The organism is Thiolinea disciformis DSM 14473 (assembly GCF_000371925.1).
Taxonomy (GTDB): domain Bacteria; phylum Pseudomonadota; class Gammaproteobacteria; order Thiotrichales; family Thiotrichaceae; genus Thiolinea; species Thiolinea disciformis.
Genome location: NZ_AQVE01000007.1, coordinates 22,150 through 39,628, shown reverse-complemented (window position 1 = coordinate 39,628; position 17,479 = coordinate 22,150). Strand labels below are relative to the sequence as shown.

The following is a 17,479-nucleotide window of genomic DNA, read 5'->3' as shown; positions in this document are numbered from 1 at the left end:
GCTATAGTCTGCGCAAGGCATGACTAGGATACTCCGCAGCCGTGAAGGGACTCCCGACTGAGCAAGGATTAAATCAGCTATGATATTTTTACAGCGCATCAAGCGTGCATTCTTTCCCGTGTTAATGTTACTGTGGCTGTTTTATTTACCGCTCGCTTTAGTGGTATATACCCCCTACTCCTACTGGATTTATTGTCATTGGAACATTCGCTGTACCTATTTAGATGCTGCCACGCTCGACAAAACCCCCCGTGAACTCAGCGCGTTTTTCCGCCACCAACGCCCTAGCTTAAACCCACCATGGTCAGCTAAAGAGACACAACATATGCTCGAAGTGCGTAGCATGTACGATTGGGCTTTACTGGCTTTCGGCTTGATCAGCGTGATTTTCGCGCTCGACTTAGCAACATCCCGACGCCTCCGTGACTATCACGTCTACGCAAAATTCAGTTTGCGCTGGTTACTCGGCTTAGCCTTGCTCATGATCTTGATTGTGCCTGTGTTCGGAGTATTCTGGATGAAGGTGTTTCACCCGTTATTGTTTGCTAATGACTTATGGCGTACTGACCAAACGGACATTTCGTGGTATTTGATGCCAAAGCATTATTTTTTATCCGTGATTTTTGTTCTGTTTAGTCTAAGCCTGTTATTCAATGCCCTACTTTTACGCTTGCTAAGACCTAAGCTTGGCGTGAAAACGCCTGACACGGCACCGAGCTGCGTAAATATCCCCAAAGATTAAGTTAATTGTTGGGCAAGGCTCTGAGTTTTGCGTATTATAGCCTACCCCAAAATTGGTTGATCCGTCCCTTATGGCATTCAATACAACTGAAGAGATTATCCAAGACCTTGCCGCTGGCAAAATGGTCATCATTGTCGATGATGAAGATCGCGAGAACGAAGGCGATTTAGTGATGATCGCTTCGCTGGTGCGCCCTGAAGATATTAACTTCATGGTTAAAGAAGCACGTGGCTTGGTGTGCTTAACCTTAACTCGCGAACGCTGTAAACAATTAAATTTGCCCTTAATGGTATCCAGCACTAACGAGCAACAGACCACAAATTTTACACTTTCGATTGAAGCTGCCGAAGGTATTACCACAGGCATTTCGGCCTATGACCGTGCGCATACCGTGCGTACCGCCGTTGCACCAAATGCGCTGCCCAGTGATATTTCACAACCAGGTCATATTTTTCCTGTCATGGCACAACCCGGAGGCGTTTTAACGCGAGCGGGACATACCGAAGCAGGCTGTGATTTTGCCCGTTTAGCAGGGTTTGAGCCAGCAGCGGTAATTGTGGAGATTATGAATCAAGACGGTACGATGGCACGCCGTCCCGATTTAGAGCTTTTTGCTCAGCAGCACAAACTGAAAATGGGTAGCATTGAAGACTTGATTCGTTATCGCGTCCAAAATGAAAAAACCGTGGAGCGCGTGTTGGATCGTCCTATTCAAACCGAGTTTGGTGCGTTTCATTTATACGCCTATCAAGAATACGCCCGTCACGATGTGCACTTAGCCCTCGTGTATGGACAAATTGATAGCACGCAACCGATCTTAGTGCGTGTGCATTTAGAAAATGAGCTGTGCGATTTATTAGCCTTGCAAGAACCTCACTGTGGGTGGCCTTTGCGCGATGTCATGCGCCGGATTGCTCAACAAGGCTCCGGTGTGATTGTTATTTTACGTAGCCCAAATGCTCAAACGGATTTGTTAAAACAGTTAAAAGCATTTGAAACTCAAAGCGCGGTGCAAGAAAATAGACCCTCTTCGCCTGCCGAGTTAAAAACTTATGGGATAGGCGCCCAGATTTTGGCGGATTTAGGTGTACAACGCATGAGCGTAATGAGTGCGCCGAAAAAGTTTTTAGGCATAGCGGGCTTTGGCTTGGAAGTCGTTAATTATATTCAAGAGTAAGGGGAAGTGAATGAATAATGTGAAAGTGATTGAAGGCGATTTTGTTCCCCAGAAGGCTCGTTATGGCATTGTAGCAGCGCGCTTTAATGGCTTTATTGTTGAAAGCTTAGTCGCCGGTGCGGTTGATGCCTTAAAACGTCATGGCGTGGAATTAGACGATATTGAAATTGTGCGTGTTCCGGGAGCTTTTGAATTGCCTTTAGTGACACAGTCTATGGCGGTCAATGGCGATTACGATGCGATAATTGCCTTAGGGGCGGTGATTCGTGGCAGCACACCGCATTTTGATTATGTAGCCGGTGAAGCAGCCAAAGGCTTGTCTTCCATTGCTTTAGCCCATGATATTCCAGTGATTTTCGGGGTCTTAACCACCGATACTATTGAGCAAGCGATTGAGCGTGCTGGTACAAAAGCGGGCAATAAAGGCGCGGAAGCGGCTATTAGTGCTATTGAAATGGTTTCCTTGCTAGGCAAATTGCGCACTTAAGCGAGACAAATTACTCCATGTCCACCAAATCCTATAAAGCCCCGAATGAAATGCAGCAATTTATTGCGCGTCGCCGCGTGGCTCGCCGCCTAGCGATGATTGGTACTTACCAATGGCTCATCACTGGCAACTCCTTTCAAGATATTTATCTTAACTTTCAGCAAGATCCTGAATTAGCAGCAGATTTTCGTAAAAGTGATGCGGCTTTTTTCCATCAAGTCTTACGTTTTTCGATTGAAAATACCGAGTCGTTAGAGGCGGTCATTGCGCCCTATTTGGATCGTAAATTAGCGCAAGTGGATGTGATTGAACATGCAGTGATGCGGATCGCTACGACGGAATTGCTGAATCATCCCGAGACTCCCTACAAGATTGTTGTTACCGAAGCGGTCAACCTCACGAAGAAATTTGGTGCCGAAGAAGCGCACAAATTTGTTAATGCGGTACTCGACAAAGTAGCCAGTCAGACCCGTAAATCTGAATTTGAAGCCAGTCGTCCAGTGACTAAAACCTAATATTTTCCCTGTCTTTATACTTTAATAACTACCTATTTATTTAGCGGTAGCGGGTAGTTATTTATTTGATCAAAAAACCAATAAGGAATAGATATGCAAACTCATCAAGAACAACATCAAGCTACTCAGCAAGCACAACAAGCATTATGCTATCGTGCTACCTTGCACCACCAAACCGAGGGACACACGATTTATGCAGATAATGCAGATCAAACGCCTTTAGCACATAAGCAAACTTTAAAATTTGGCAAAAAGCGGGGTGAATCGATCCAAATAGGACAAAGCACTACGCAACAAGCCTCGTAATTAAGTATCAACTCATGCAGCCTTATCTTGAATTAATGCGTCATGTGCGCAACAACGGTTTTGAAAAATCAGATCGCACAGGCACAGGGACTTTATCTGTCTTTGGTTATCAGATGCGCTTTGATTTAAACCAAGGTTTTCCGTTGGTGACCACCAAACGTGTTCATTTGCGTTCGATTATTCATGAATTACTGTGGTTTCTAAAAGGTGATACCAATATTCGCTATCTGAAAGAACATGGCGTAAGCATTTGGGATGAATGGGCGAATGAGCAAGGCCAACTGGGGCCGGTTTATGGTGCGCAATGGCGCTCATGGCCGACCCCTGATGGTCAGCATATCGATCAAATCCAACAAGTTATTCAACAACTTAAACACAATCCTGACTCTAGACGGATTATCGTCAGTGCATGGAATGTGGCGGATATTGATAAAATGGCTTTGCCACCTTGCCATGCTTTTTTCCAGTTCTATGTGGCTGACAATAAACTCTCTTGCCAGCTTTATCAGCGCAGCGCTGATATCTTTCTAGGCGTACCCTTTAATATAGCCTCGTATGCTTTATTAACTATGATGATTGCCCAAGTTACCGATTTACAATTAGGGGATTTTGTGCATACTTTGGGTGATGCACATTTATATTTAAATCATTTAGAGCAAGCTGATTTGCAGCTAGCTCGTACCCCTTATCCCTTGCCACACATGCAGTTAAATCCTACTATTAAAGATATTAATCATTTTCACTTTGATGATTTTGAATTAAAAAATTATCACTATCACCCAGCGATTGCTGCACCCGTTGCTGTATAAATCATGACACTTGAAACCTTTGCTATTTTTCTGCCTACGGCCATTTTTGTTTCGATTACACCTGGCATGTGCATGACCTTATCACTGACACTCGGTATGTCAATTGGGGTAAAACGCAGTCTTTATATGATGTGGGGCGAATTAATTGGTGTTGGTCTGATTGCAAGTCTCGCTATGCTTGGTATGGCCGCTATTATGCTCCAATATCCCGCCGCCTTCTCATTTTTAAAAATCGCAGGTGGTTTATATTTAGCTTGGCTGGGAATTGAAATGTGGCGCTCACGAGGGCGCTTAGCTTTACCTGAAGAACTTGATAGCTCGGTTTCCGTAAAACCTTGGGATCTAGCTACGCGCGGTTTTATTACCGCCATTGCTAATCCTAAAGGCTGGGCTTTTATGATTTCTCTGCTGCCACCTTTTATTCAAAACAGTCAAGCATTGCTACCCCAAATTGCCGTTATACTCTTGATTTTATTAAGTGTAGAATTCTTAAGCTTAGTCATTTATGCCAGCGGTGGACAAGCCTTGCGCCACGTACTTTTACAAGGCAATAATGTGCGTTTATTAAATCGTATCGCGGGTAGTTTAATGATGGGCGTGGGTATTTGGCTCATGCTGAGTTAAGCAATTATTTTTTAGTTATTAGCTAATTGGATTAAGAAAATGTATTTGGAGGAGTTTCATCGCCGCTCAGGGGATTCAGTTCACATTAGTGCTGATCAAGCCAGCCGTTTCGCTAAAGAAATCGCGAATGATTTCAACCCTATCCATAATCCTGACTCCAATCGCTTTTGTATTCCGGGTGATCTTCTATTTGCCTTGGCTTTAGCACAATACGGCATTAGTCCCTCCATGACCTTTGTATTTACTGGCATGGTGGGCGATAACGAAACGCTAAATTTCCCAACAACCACTGCTGACACACTAGAAATCACTTTTCGCGATAAACCCTGTATGCGGATTGAGCGCTCTGGGATAATTAATCATGATGAAGCCTTAATTGAAGCTTTCAGCCGTCGCTATGTTGCCTTTTCAGGGCAGAACTTCCCCCATATGCTGCAACCGCTACTGGAAGCACAACAAGTCATGCTCAATCCCGAACGTCCTTTAGTGATTTATGAGCGCATGAGTTTTCACTTGGATTTAGACCAAGAAAACCTTGATCCAATCTTGGAAGTGGCTAAAGCAAAGCTGCAAGTGAATGGCAAACGTGGCGAAGTCAATTTAGCCTTTATCATTCAATCTAATGGAAAGCAAATCGGGCAAGGGTCAAAACGTTTAATAGTCAGTGGTTTACGAGCTTATGATGCAGTGATTGCACATCAATTAATGCAAGAATATTTAGACGCCAAGGCTGCTTATCAAAACAGACTTTAAGCGAAGGACCAGCTTAATACCCTAAGCTGGTCATTAATGGCTATTACTCCGCCTTAGGTTCTTCGTCTTTGGACGCTTCGCCTTGTTCTTTAGGCATATTTTGCAACTGCTTCAGCAATTCAATCGTTTCTGGGCTAATATCATCACTTTCTTCAATTTGCTGCATAATCTCAGGCGTCACACCTTTTTCTTCAATTTGCTTCATAATATCGGGTGGCAAACCTAAGCCATTATCTTCCGTACCTAAAGCAGGGCTGGACGGCATTTGTGGCATAAATTGCGCAGGAATCTCCGCAAAAGGAATAGCCTGACCATTAACTTCAGCTTGTTCGCCTAATAATTTTAGGCTTACTTTGTATTGATTGCCTGCATCCACTACCCCTTTCTTTTCTAAGGCATAAGCAAACATCATTTCAGAACCTGCTGGCAACGCTGCTTTATCGGCTGTTAAGTCGACAGTGCCACGCACTAATTTACCCCAATCATTAACTTGATAAGTCATCATATCGGTTAAAGTAGGCGGTGTTGCTGCCCCTGCATAGGTTAAATCTGCAACGCCATTCACCTTGCCTTTCTGCAACTCAACATCTATGACATATTTTAGCCGCGACTCATTAGCTTTTAAGACTTTAGCAAATAAGGTTTCTAGCATCTTTGTGCCAAGCTCTTGGGCTTCGACTTGTAACTGAGCCATATTTTGGCGGCCTTCAGGCACTTCGGTTTCATCCATATTCCAAAGCATTTGTGATTGCAGATTCTGTAATTTCTCCTGCAATTTCTTCATTTCTAATAAGCCGTCAGTATTAAAACCGGTATAGTCTAATTTTAGGGAAGCATTCTTAACTTCAGCACCAGGCCCTTGAATATTACTTGCACCTAAATTTATATTGCCTTCTAAACTTTTTTCTTTTTCATGTATATCGGTATTCATTGCTAAATCTAGCGTAATAGGCTGAGTAGCACCGGCAGTTAGAATCTGGATATTTGGCGCTTTAAGATCAACCTTCCCTACACCTAGCTCACTATGAACATCGCTCTGGCCTTCGGCTTTTATTTCAGGCACGGTAAAAGTCACTGCATTATCTTTAACCTCTAAGCCACTGAGATTAAAAGTACCAGGACTCATTTCACCCTTAGGTTTGACTGAGCCACTCGCCTCCACCTTAGCAATTTTGAACGTAGCGCCACTTTCTGCTTTAGAGGCAAGAGGATTCAATTGAAAATGATATTGCGCATTCCCACCAAAACCGACGTTTGTTTTTAAGCTACCCGGCTCTTTATTGGCAAAGGCTTCTTTAATCCAAGCTTGCTGCGGCTCCGGTAATTTGGCTGTGTCTAAGGTCGTAGTCCACTGGGAAGTCCCAACACTTAGACCGTTACCCAATAATAGTGGACCATGCTGAATAGTATGATTGAGCTGAATATCTTGGACTAAATCTTTCAGAATAGGCTGATCAGTGACAAATTTAGTAACGGCTTTGGAATGAAATAAAGAACGTTCATAACTCACTATTTCTTGTTTAAAATTCGCTGGCAAGACCGAGTTTTCTGAAGCTTTACTCAGTTGTTCACGCACAAAACTTTCTGTTTGCTTGCCTATCCACCAGCTTGCGCCTAGCCACACACCAATGAGGGCAATAACTAGCCCAAGTAGAGAAAATAGTAATTTTTTCATGAGATTCTTTACTCCGTGATAGGTTTAAGTATTTTTAAAATTATTAACGGCCTAGCATTTGGCGCAATGGCATTCCCGATAAACTCAGAGTGCTAAAATAACTTACCAACGAGGCGATAATGAGTGCGATGAGCCAAGCAACCCGCTCAGTGGTAGGAGCATCACGCCACCATAACCACTCTGGTTTAATTAACCATACTAGCACAACCATCACTAAGGATGCTAAGGCAATACGTGCAACATAAGCCCACCAACCTTGGCTAGCACTGAACATACCTTGGCGCCGTAAAGTCATAAATAACATTCCTGCATTAACATACCCCGCCAAAGCCGTTGCAAGTGACAAGCCTGCATGTGCACCGATAAATCCAGAAAAATACCAAGGCACGACGATAATGATATTCAATAGCATATTGGCGATGACAGAAATTACACCGATTTTTACGGGCGTTTTAGTATCTTGACGCGAATAAAAACCGGGCGCTAGTACTTTAACTAGAATAAAAGCGGGTAGCCCTAACGAATAAGTCATTAAACTCATAGCGGACATCTGTACATCGCCCCATTGAAACTGGCCATGCATCATCACCGTCGCTAAAATCGGCTCAGCAAGTAAAATCAAACCCAGTGTAGAAGGTATAGCAATCAATAAGGCTAAGCGCAGTGCCCAATCTAACGTTTTTTGGAATTCGCTACTATCCGCGCGAGCATGATCACCCGATAGTTTAGGTAAAATCACGGTGCCTAGTGCCACTCCAATAATCGCTAATGGAAACTCAATAAAACGATCGGAGTAATAAAGCCAAGAAATACTGCCTACTACCAAGAAGGAGGCAATAATCGTATTAATCACTAAATTAATTTGTGCAACCGATGAGCCAAAAATAGCCGGTAACATTAATTGCATGATCCGCTTTACGCCTTCATGTGCCTTTTTAAATTTGAATTTGGGCATTAAACCTAAACGAATCAAACTAGGCACTTGGAATAAAAATTGTGCGAGCCCTGCGAAAAATACTCCCCATGCTAGAACCAAAATGGGCTGTCCAAAATAAGGCGCAACCCAGACCGTAGCAATAATCATAATGATATTGAGTAAGGAGGGTGTAAAAGCTGGAACAGCAAATTTTTGGAAGGTATTTAAAATGCCGCCCGCCAAACCTGCCAGTGAAATAAATAAAATATAAGGGAAAGTAATACGCAACATTTCGGCTGCTAATTCGGGCTGTGCGCCTGCTTGCTTCGTAAAACCGGGTGCAAATAGATAGACTAAAATCGGCGCAGCCACCATGCCGATAAGACTAATGATTAAGAGTAATAAGCCTAGCGCTCCCGCCACATGATCAATTAAGTCACTTAACTCTTCGCGACTACGTTTTTCTTTGTATTCGGCCAACACGGGAACGAAAGCGAGGGAGAAAGCCCCTTCGGCAAAAAAACGACGTAATAAATTAGGGATTTTGAAGGCCACAAAGAAGGCATCCGTGGCACCGTCCACGGGAAAATAGCGCGCCACAATCATGTCGCGCACTAAACCTAGAATACGGGAAATTAAAGTCATTGCGCTGATCACAGCGCCAGAGCGTAACAGGCGACTCATAGTCACGAGCATCCGAAGAAAGAAGCCGCCGATTGTGCCTTAAAGCTGTGCAAAGGTCATGCAGATCACTGGGAAAATTTGTTAATTCACCGACCACAATCGCATTTTTTGGAGTATCGCTTGAAACAACTCCCATTCAATCAGTTGCGTTTGATAAGCGCCAGCTTGTCCCGTGAAGTGTTGACCATAACAATGCAAACGGTAGGCCATCGGGGCATAAAATGCATCCACCATGGTGGGTTTGCCCCAATAAAATGGTGTTTGCGCCTCGCCCCACAAACGTTCTAAGCGCTGCACTTCAAAGGACAAACGCTCCGAAGGCTTCGGTATTTTCCAATCACTCAGCTTAAAAGGGCACTCGGTACGTAAAGCCATAAAACCAGAATGCATTTCAGCAACCAAACTACGCGCTTGTGCCCGCTGCATAGCATCTTCCGGTAATAAGCGTCCCTGTACTAATTCATTAACATACTCAGCAATCGCTAAAGAATCATGAATTTTGACTTTACCAACTTTTAAGACTGGCACAAGACTTGAGTCTGAATAATCCGGCATGTGCATAATCGTATTGGGCACTAAACGCAGCATCAACTCATCAAAAGGTAGGTCAGCTAATTTTAAACAGATCCAAGCACGTGCTGACCACGAAGATAAATCACCGATAATGAGTTGATTCATACAGGCTGCCTCTAGTTAAGGACAATCTAAAATCATTTGTACCAATAAGCTCTTAAGCGTCATTAACATAGTTATTGACGCGTTTTTATAACATAAGTATCGCTCCATTTGTCATGCCAACCCCGACCGGTTGAACCCAAAAAGGAAAATGGCTCAAAGGGAACTATACGAGTTAAGGTGCGCCCTACAATTTGCATAAAGCTAGGTCTTTCACCATGTTCATTCACTAGCTTGGTGCCTGTGATTAACTTTCCTAAGGTTCTACCGGTGAAATATTCGAGAGGAATATAATAAAATGATATGACTACAATACCAATAATCCAATCTACCCAAGGTGCACCATTCTGACTTGATTCCACCTCCCCATCTAAAATCCCTAATAAGTATAAAACAATGCCCAGTGCAAATGCCAAAATATAATAACCCACCGTATCGATTAGCATATTAAAAAAGCGTTGTGATTTAGAGGACAACACAAAATTCTTATCATTTTCATCAGTAATATCTTTTACAACGCTTTTAGGTGGTGCATAAAGTGATTCTTGATTACTCATATCTCTTCAACTGTAAAATTACTAAAATAGCGTTATAGCACAAAGTATATTCATTTATAAAAATATTTTCCTTAATGGTAGTATCAAGAAAATAACCTTTATTTTCATAACGTTAAAAACTATCTAAGCTTCACATTCCCCTAACTCACAAACCCACCTATAATGCGCGCTTTCACACCGAATACTTGAGATAAGAATCATGACACCATCCGTTAAAAAAGTCGTCCTCGCCTACTCTGGCGGCCTCGACACGTCCATTATCGTTAAATGGCTACAAGAAAATTATCAATGCGAAGTGGTCACCTTCACGGCGGACATTGGGCAAGGCGAAGAAGTGGAGCCCGCACGTGCCAAAGCCTTAGCCATGGGCATTAAACCTGAAAATATTTTCATTAATGATTTGCGTGAAGAGTTTGTGCGTGACTTTGTATTCCCCATGTTCCGCGCGAATACGATTTATGAAGGCGAGTATTTATTAGGTACCTCCATTGCACGCCCTTTGATTGCAAAACGCTTGGTAGAAATTGCCAATGAAACTGGCGCGGATGCCATTTCACACGGTGCAACGGGCAAAGGAAATGACCAAGTGCGTTTTGAGTTGGGTGCTTATGCGCTGAAACCGGGCGTGAAAGTGATTGCCCCTTGGCGTGAATGGACCTTGAATTCGCGTGATGCGCTGATGGCGTATGCGGAAAAAAATAATATTCCAGTCGATTTCAAAAAAGCAGGCAAAAAATCGCCTTACTCGATGGATGCGAACTTACTGCATATCTCGTATGAAGGCGGTATTTTAGAAGAGCCGTGGGCAGAAGCCGAAGAGGATATGTGGCGTTGGAGTGTGTCGCCGGAGTCCGCGCCTGATCAGCCTACTTATATCGAATTGACCTATGAAAAAGGTGATCCGGTTGCCCTGAATGGCAAGCGTTTAAGCCCAGCCGACATGCTCACTACCTTAAATAAATTAGGCGGGGAAAATGGTATTGGTCGCTTGGATTTAGTCGAAAACCGTTATGTCGGTATGAAATCACGCGGTTGCTATGAAACCCCCGGTGGCACGATTATGTTGCGAGCACATCGCGCCATTGAGTCGATCACCTTAGACCGTGAAGTCGCGCATCTGAAAGACAGCATTATGCCGAAATATGCGGAGATGATTTACAACGGTTATTGGTGGAGTCCAGAGCGTAAAATGCTGCAAACCATGATCGACAAATCCCAAGAGCACGTGAATGGTGTGGTGCGCGTGAAACTTTACAAAGGCAATGTGATTGTTGCGGGTCGCAAGTCGGATGACAGTTTGTTCGACACCAAAATTGCCACCTTTGATGATGATGGTGGCGCCTACAATCAAAAAGATGCCGAAGGTTTCATTAAGTTGAATGCCTTAAGAATGCGTATTGCTGCATTGAAAGGCCGCTAACCAGAAATGGAGTAATGGGCACTAGAGGGTGCTCATTACTTGCGACGCGGATGTTTCCCAGAGGGGTCACTAAATAACTTTTCATAACGCCAATCGCGCATCGCAATTAATACAGTCGCCCCCTTCCGCTCCCCAATCGCAAGACTCGCATCTTCTCGACTCAAGGTATCAAATTCTTTAGCCAACTGCTGCATCTTGCGTTGAAATAATTGATTATTGGCATCGCTTAACATGCCGTTTAATACCAATAGTTTTTCACTCGATTTGCTAAAATTAGTATGAAAATATTCGCTTTCAATCCGCTCACGAAATAATTGCATAATCGGGCCATTATCACGCCATTTAAAGTTCGCTGCCACCAATAAGCGAATCCGATTCGAGGGTAAAAACTCAATGATACGCAAACGGTCTAAATGCGCTAAATGGCGAATGACTTGTGGCTCAGTAAACTGATAATGCTTTAATAAATCGGCCATGCTCCAACGATTGAGAATACAAACCGTAATCAGCAGCAAGTCCAAATTATCGGCAATTTCTTTTTCCTGCGCATGCGTTAATTCACTAATTGGTTGCGTGCGCTCAGCTTGCATTTCACGCACTAAATCAGAAATTTCCAACCCTACTAAATTACAAATGGCATCCAAACGTTGCAGCGACAAATTATTTTCTGCAAATAAACGCTTCACGCTAGCTTCCGATAAGTCCAAACAAGCCGCTACATCAGCATAAGTACGATTATGGCGTTTGAGCAATTTTTTTAAAGTTTGAATCAAATCAGAACTTTGTGGCATAACTTGGCCTTTTTGAGCTAATCCTAACTAGCATTATAGCTGGGTGCGCAAGTTCGCCCACTGCTGTTTTAGCGCCTTTAGTTGCTCCGTGCGATGCTGCGGTGGCTGATAACAAATGGCTTCATAGAGACGGTTAAAAGTATAAATGGCCTCCGCGTGATGGGGCAATTGTTGAGCCGCTTGTTGCGCAAATGCGCTCGGCACTTGCCCTGCTTCACGTTGGATACCGCGCTTGGCTAATAAAGCACAAAAATGCTGATAAATACGATGTTCTAGTGCTTCACGCTTTGGTTTGCGCCAAATACCTAATGATAAGAGGCTGATCATGAAAATAGCACTCACGCCCCCCATCAGCCAGAATGCAATTTTTTGCAGCGAGACCTCGCCCATTAAACGCTGCAAAATCTGCAAACGCATACTATCGTCATAATTTAATACCCAGCGTTGCCATTGGTACTGCATCGCATCCCAACGCAGTGCCATGCCATTTAGCCAAGGCAAATGTTTATCCACAAATTGCTGAGTGCTTAAGAAACCTTGCTCGCTGGCCAAGGCTTCGCGTGCACCTTTTTCGACACGCTCCGGTGCAACAGCGGCGGTAGGGTCAATTTGCACCCAACCTTTTTCAGGCAACCAAATTTCAGCCCAAGCATGAGCATCATATTGATGAACAAGCAAATAATTACCACGCTCATTCCATTCACCCCCTTGATACCCCACCACAATTCGCGCTGGTATTCCCGCAGCTCGCATCAAAAAGACAAAACTGCCCGCATAATGCTCACAAAAACCGTGGCGCGAATCGAATAAGAATTCATCAATCGTATTCGTACTGTTCAGGCGTGGTGGATTTAGCGTATAAAAAAATTGAGCTTCACGGTAATGATGCAGAACTTTTTCTAAATAAGCCTTGTCACTACCCACCTCCTTGCGCCAGCGTTGCGCTAAGGCTCGACTACGCTCATTATTCTTCGGTAATTGCAGTGCGCTATAAAGCGTTGAGCGCTTGATGCGCACTTCACGTAAAGCATCCGGATAACTGGTCGCTTTTAATAATAACGGTGCTTGTAGCGGATCAGATGCCATGACACGATAATCACTGATGCTTAGTGCTGTACCTTCAAAATGCGCGACGGGAGATAAGGTAAATAACCAAGGTTTACCGCTAGGCTCATAAATGGCCTCATACTCAATAGGCTCGCCCTGTATAGTCATTTGATCATCTTGTAAGGCCGAGGCCTCAAGCCGCGAACGCATATAAGGCATTGGCAGGTCTTCGTCAAACTGCCGCCATTCGCGCCCATCAAAATGATTTAACACCAAACCCCGCCAATATAACGTTTGCTGTGTGGGCCGTTTATTTTTGAAGCTGACCCGAAAAGCTAATTCGCTCGATTGACTTAAATTACCAATTTCCCCCGGTGCCATACGATCAGAAATACCGGTACGCGCCTGCCCCATAGTCATCGGCAGTGACCATAAAGGGGGTAAGCGTGGCATTAATAGGAAAATCACCAACATCAAAGGTAGGGATTGCAGCAGTATTTGCAAAGCAACCCGTAAATTAAAGCGCACTTGTTCAGCGGTATTAAACTCACTGACATGCTGTTGATTGCCAATGAGCGCTCCGACTAGAATCAATAATGATGCAAGGCTATATAAAGCAGCAAAGATGGTTTGATTATACAAAAAATATAAAGCCACTAAGAAAAAGCCAATAAAAACAATAATCAAAGCATCACGACGTTTGGCAGCCTCTAGGGCTTTAAATGCAAAGCCCAGTAATAATAAAGCAGCCATGGCATCCAAAGAGGGGAAGACTAAGCCACTCAGCAATAACACGCCCAAACCCAAAGCCAGCAACAAGGTTTTAAACAAAACGCTGGGAGGTGTAACACCAACTTTCAAAATACGTAAACGCCAACCTGCTGAAAACAACATAACCGGAATCAACCAAATCGGTAAGTGCATGGCAAAGGGAAGCATGACCATGCACTGCGCGATGAGTAGCCACCACATACCGCTATAGGTAATTTGATTAGGCATCGCTTAAACCATATAAGGCCAAGGCCCGCAAACAATGCAGCTTGTGCGCTTCACCCTTATCAGGTGAAATCGTGATTTGCGGAAGCCTCAAACCATAACTGTAATCGAGTTGATGTAGCTCCAACACACGTGTGCACAAATAAGATAAACGCTGTTCGGTATCAGAAAAAGGTGTGTTATCCCAATCGACCCAACGCTCATCGCTAGTCGGATCAACAAAGGTTTTGCTATGCAATTGACCGGTTTGCGCGTATTTTTTCCAATGCAATTGGCTCAAAGCATCACCGTCACGATAACTGCGAATCCCCGCAAAATCGCTCGTGCCTTGGGCTATATCTCGCCCATCCTCACTCACTTCGCCACTCGGTTTAGTTAAACCACTATAGCTATGCGCTAAGGGCTTAGGATATACCAAACCTTTCACATCAAATGCTACCAAGGACCAAGCGATGGCTAAGCCGGTTGGATAACGTGTACTGACGCGTAACCGTGGTGGGGTAAAATAACCACGTTGCTGAGCACTATGCGAAATAAATACGGTTTGCGGTGATTGACTTAATACATTCACTTGCACCGCATCTTCATCACGCCATTCGAGTTGCACGGCTAGCTTTTGCTGCTTGTTAGGGCAGGCTAAAGACAATTGCAAAACTGCTTTTTCACCGGCAAAACATGGCTCAAGTTGCACAGCGGTTATAGTCAGACCCGCTAAATTTTGATAAGTATGCAAAATATTAATCAGTATCATGGCAACGAGCCATGCACACACCGCATACACCAAAGTATTTTGGAAATTGACGCCCAAAATAAAGAGGATCAGCACCATCACCATTAAAGCTAAGGCGGTTTTACTGGGAATAATGAAAATGCGCTTACGATCTAGGGTGGTCGAACGTGCCCAAGGTAGACGTTTTTTTAGCCACTCCTCGGGCAATAATGAACGTTTAGCGCTGAGTAGTGCCACTGCCAACCACCTCAACACTCGATAAAATACGGCGCGCCAACTGATCACCACGACTATCTTGTTTGCCAATAATGCGATGCCCTGCCACGGCAATGAAAACCGCTTGTACATCTTCTGGCAGTACATATTCACGCCCTTGTAATAAAGCCCAACTTTGGGAGCTACGTACTAAGGCTTGTGCACCCCGTGGTGATAAGCCTAATTGACAAGTATCCGCTTGGCGTGTTTGCTCAATAAGACGCTGCACATAATCTAACAAGACATCCGTTACCGTCACTTGCGGCACAACCGACTGCAAGGCTAATAAACTATTCGCACTCAATACTGGTTTTAAAGCCTCCAAACTGGAACGGCCTTTGCCACCGCGCAATAACTCCCGTTCCGCTTGAGGCGTTGGATAGCCCATGGAAACGCGGAATAAAAAACGGTCAAGCTGCGATTCTGGTAATGGGTAAGTCCCCGACTGGCTCTGTGGATTCTGGGTGGCAATCACGAAAAAAGGTTTTGGTAAGGGATACGTGGTCCCGTCCACACTTACCTGCTGTTCTTCCATCGCCTCCAATAAAGCACTTTGCGCGCGTGGTGTCGCACGATTTAATTCATCTGCCAACAGCATCTGACTAAAAATCGGGCCTTGATGAAAACGGAAAGCACCTTGATTCGGTTCAAATATGGATGCCCCCACCAAATCGGCGGGCAATAAATCACTGGTGAATTGCACACGCTTATATTGCAAACCACACACCTTAGCTAAAGCGTGCGCCATCGTGGTTTTCCCCATACCAGGTAAATCCTCCAACAGCAAATGACCACGCGCCAACAAACAAGCAAACGCTAATTGTACCTGTTGAGGTTTGCCTAGAATCACCTGATTAAGTTGCGTCAAAGTGGCTGAAATAAGCTGCGGGGTCGCTACAGTCATGCTTAAAATCACTTATTGTTATAATTGGGTTTGCGGACTACTCTAGCGCAGAAACTAAGGTACAGCCACGAACACACGATGATTGGCAGCTTGTCATCCTGCTAGCGCTTATGTTGTAGCCCTTTATGCACACTACTGAGAGGAATCTATTATGCCCGCCGAAACGTTTTCCTGTGATAGTCTGCCATCAGGAACACTATCTGTTGAACAAGCCCAAGAGCGTATTTTACAGGCTATTGCGCCGATTACTGCCACCGAAACAGTAGCTTTGCGTGACGCTTTAGGGCGTATCTTGGCACAAGACCTCAGCGCCCCCTTGAATGTCCCCGCTTTTACCAATTCCGCGATGGATGGTTATGCTATTCGCCATACTGATTTAGCACGTCAGCCTTTGAAAGTTATTGGCACTGCCTTTGCGGGCAAACCATTTTTAAGAAACATTAATGCGGGCGAATGCGTGCGTATCATGACGGGTGCTGTCGTGCCTGATGGCGCAGACTGCATTGCAATTCAGGAAAATGTGCAACGTGAAGGCGATTTCATTCAGATTCGCGGCGACATAGCGTTACAAGAATATTTACGTTTTAGCGGCGATGATATTAAACAAGGCGAATTACTGCTAGCCAAAAACCGCCGTCTGAACGCCGCCGATTTAGGTTTATTAGCCTCTCAAGGCATTGCTCAAGTCCCTGTATTGCGTCGCCCTAAAATAGCGTTTTGCTCGACGGGCGATGAGCTAAAAAGCCTTGGGGAAGACTTAGGCTTAGGCGATATTTATGACAGCAATCGTTATACCCTCTATGCTCTATTAAAAAAATTGGATGTCGAGATCCTCGATTGGGGCGTTATCAAAGACACACGCGAAGCGGTGGAGGCTTTGTTCCAACAAGCTCGCCATGACGCCGATCTTGTCATTACGAGCGGTGGTGTTTCAGTCGGCGAAGCAGATTATATAGCCGATACCTTGGAACGCTTAGGCCAAGTCAATTTTTGGAAAATCGCTGTAAAACCCGGCAAACCCCTCGCCTTTGGTAAAGTCGGCAACTGCCACTTTTTCGGCCTCCCCGGCAATCCTGTCTCCGTCATGGCAACCTTCTTATTATTCGTGCGCCCTGCTATTTTGCAATTACGCGGTGAAGCGGTGACTGCTTTACCCGAATACACTGCGATCTGTGAGACCCCCATCAAAAAAGAAGTGGGTCGTAAGGATTATCAGCGTGGTATTTGCTGGCTGAATGAGCAACAGGAATGGCGAGTTCGCACGACAGGCGGGCAAGGCTCACATATCTTACGCTCGATGAGCCAAGCCAATTGCTTTATTCCGATTCCCTTGGAGTTGGGGAATCTCGCGGCTGGCAGTAAGGTGAACATTATTCCCTTTGAAAATTTGCTTTAAATCATTACGCTCTGTACAGT

The 17,479-nt window shown here is 44.4% G+C and carries 18 protein-coding genes; 10 read left to right on the top strand and 8 right to left on the bottom strand.

Annotated features, from left to right (window positions below; genetic code table 11):
• The first annotated feature begins 79 nt into the window (after positions 1–79).
• The 8 genes from A3IE_RS0107275 (at position 80) to A3IE_RS0107240 (ending at position 5,413) form a co-directional block, all read left to right on the top strand.
• The gene (locus A3IE_RS0107275; RefSeq protein ID WP_020394946.1) at positions 80–742 is read left to right on the top strand and encodes a lipoprotein intramolecular transacylase Lit; all 663 of its coding nucleotides are present in this window, start codon (positions 80–82) and stop codon (positions 740–742) included.
• Between the two features lie 70 nt (positions 743–812).
• The gene (gene ribBA, locus A3IE_RS0107270) at positions 813–1,919 is read left to right on the top strand and encodes a bifunctional 3,4-dihydroxy-2-butanone-4-phosphate synthase/GTP cyclohydrolase II (protein WP_020394945.1); all 1,107 of its coding nucleotides are present in this window, start codon (positions 813–815) and stop codon (positions 1,917–1,919) included.
• A gap of 10 nt (positions 1,920–1,929) precedes the next feature.
• Positions 1,930–2,406, top strand: a complete 477-nt coding sequence (gene ribH, locus A3IE_RS0107265) for a 6,7-dimethyl-8-ribityllumazine synthase (protein WP_020394944.1) — start codon at positions 1,930–1,932, stop codon at positions 2,404–2,406.
• Between the two features lie 17 nt (positions 2,407–2,423).
• Entirely contained in the window at positions 2,424–2,921 is a 498-nt protein-coding gene (nusB, locus tag A3IE_RS0107260; RefSeq protein WP_020394943.1) for a transcription antitermination factor NusB, read from the top strand.
• Between the two features lie 93 nt (positions 2,922–3,014).
• On the top strand, positions 3,015–3,227 hold the full coding sequence (locus A3IE_RS0107255) for a hypothetical protein (RefSeq protein ID WP_020394942.1): 213 nt from the start codon (positions 3,015–3,017) through the stop codon (positions 3,225–3,227).
• A 14-nt stretch (positions 3,228–3,241) separates the two neighbouring features.
• Positions 3,242–4,036 (top strand): thymidylate synthase, encoded by a 795-nt coding sequence (locus A3IE_RS0107250; protein ID WP_020394941.1) that lies wholly within the window; start codon positions 3,242–3,244, stop codon positions 4,034–4,036.
• A 3-nt stretch (positions 4,037–4,039) separates the two neighbouring features.
• Positions 4,040–4,660: a LysE family translocator gene (locus A3IE_RS0107245; RefSeq protein ID WP_020394940.1), complete on the top strand. Its 621-nt coding sequence runs from the start codon at positions 4,040–4,042 to the stop codon at positions 4,658–4,660.
• Positions 4,661–4,699: 39 nt separating this feature from the next.
• On the top strand, positions 4,700–5,413 hold the full coding sequence (locus A3IE_RS0107240) for a DUF3581 family protein (protein WP_020394939.1): 714 nt from the start codon (positions 4,700–4,702) through the stop codon (positions 5,411–5,413).
• A 43-nt stretch (positions 5,414–5,456) separates the two neighbouring features.
• On the opposite strand, the gene A3IE_RS0107235 is transcribed toward A3IE_RS0107240, so the two are convergent.
• From A3IE_RS0107235 to A3IE_RS20150, 4 genes are all read right to left on the bottom strand, one after another.
• Positions 5,457–7,088, bottom strand: a complete 1,632-nt coding sequence (locus A3IE_RS0107235; protein ID WP_020394938.1) for a DUF945 family protein — start codon at positions 7,086–7,088, stop codon at positions 5,457–5,459.
• 43 nt (positions 7,089–7,131) lie between these two features.
• Complete coding sequence (gene murJ, locus A3IE_RS0107230; RefSeq protein ID WP_026154830.1) at positions 7,132–8,688, bottom strand: murein biosynthesis integral membrane protein MurJ; 1,557 nt, start codon at positions 8,686–8,688, stop codon at positions 7,132–7,134.
• Between the two features lie 81 nt (positions 8,689–8,769).
• Positions 8,770–9,366: a glutathione S-transferase N-terminal domain-containing protein gene (locus A3IE_RS0107225; RefSeq protein WP_020394936.1), complete on the bottom strand. Its 597-nt coding sequence runs from the start codon at positions 9,364–9,366 to the stop codon at positions 8,770–8,772.
• Positions 9,367–9,437: 71 nt separating this feature from the next.
• On the bottom strand, positions 9,438–9,920 hold the full coding sequence (locus tag A3IE_RS20150; RefSeq protein ID WP_020394935.1) for an RDD family protein: 483 nt from the start codon (positions 9,918–9,920) through the stop codon (positions 9,438–9,440).
• 199 nt (positions 9,921–10,119) lie between these two features.
• On the opposite strand from A3IE_RS20150, the gene A3IE_RS0107215 reads away from it, so the two are divergent.
• Positions 10,120–11,340, top strand: a complete 1,221-nt coding sequence (locus tag A3IE_RS0107215; protein WP_020394934.1) for an argininosuccinate synthase — start codon at positions 10,120–10,122, stop codon at positions 11,338–11,340.
• 35 nt (positions 11,341–11,375) lie between these two features.
• On the opposite strand, the gene A3IE_RS0107210 is transcribed toward A3IE_RS0107215, so the two are convergent.
• The 4 genes from A3IE_RS0107210 to A3IE_RS0107195 are packed head-to-tail and all read right to left on the bottom strand — an operon-like array spanning position 11,376 to position 16,063.
• Positions 11,376–12,131: a helix-turn-helix domain-containing protein gene (locus A3IE_RS0107210; protein ID WP_020394933.1), complete on the bottom strand. Its 756-nt coding sequence runs from the start codon at positions 12,129–12,131 to the stop codon at positions 11,376–11,378.
• Between the two features lie 33 nt (positions 12,132–12,164).
• Entirely contained in the window at positions 12,165–14,177 is a 2,013-nt protein-coding gene (locus A3IE_RS0107205) for a transglutaminase TgpA family protein (protein WP_020394932.1), read from the bottom strand.
• Positions 14,170–15,141 carry a DUF58 domain-containing protein gene (locus A3IE_RS0107200; RefSeq protein WP_020394931.1) on the bottom strand — a complete coding sequence of 324 codons (972 nt, stop codon included), beginning with the start codon at positions 15,139–15,141 and terminating at the stop codon, positions 14,170–14,172. Before A3IE_RS0107200 ends, A3IE_RS0107205 begins: the two co-directional genes overlap by 8 nt.
• Positions 15,122–16,063: an AAA family ATPase gene (locus tag A3IE_RS0107195; RefSeq protein ID WP_020394930.1), complete on the bottom strand. Its 942-nt coding sequence runs from the start codon at positions 16,061–16,063 to the stop codon at positions 15,122–15,124. Before A3IE_RS0107195 ends, A3IE_RS0107200 begins: the two co-directional genes overlap by 20 nt.
• Positions 16,064–16,214: 151 nt before the next feature.
• On the opposite strand from A3IE_RS0107195, the gene moeA reads away from it, so the two are divergent.
• Positions 16,215–17,459, top strand: a complete 1,245-nt coding sequence (gene moeA / locus A3IE_RS0107190) for a molybdopterin molybdotransferase MoeA (RefSeq protein WP_020394929.1) — start codon at positions 16,215–16,217, stop codon at positions 17,457–17,459.
• Positions 17,460–17,479: the final 20 nt, after the last annotated feature.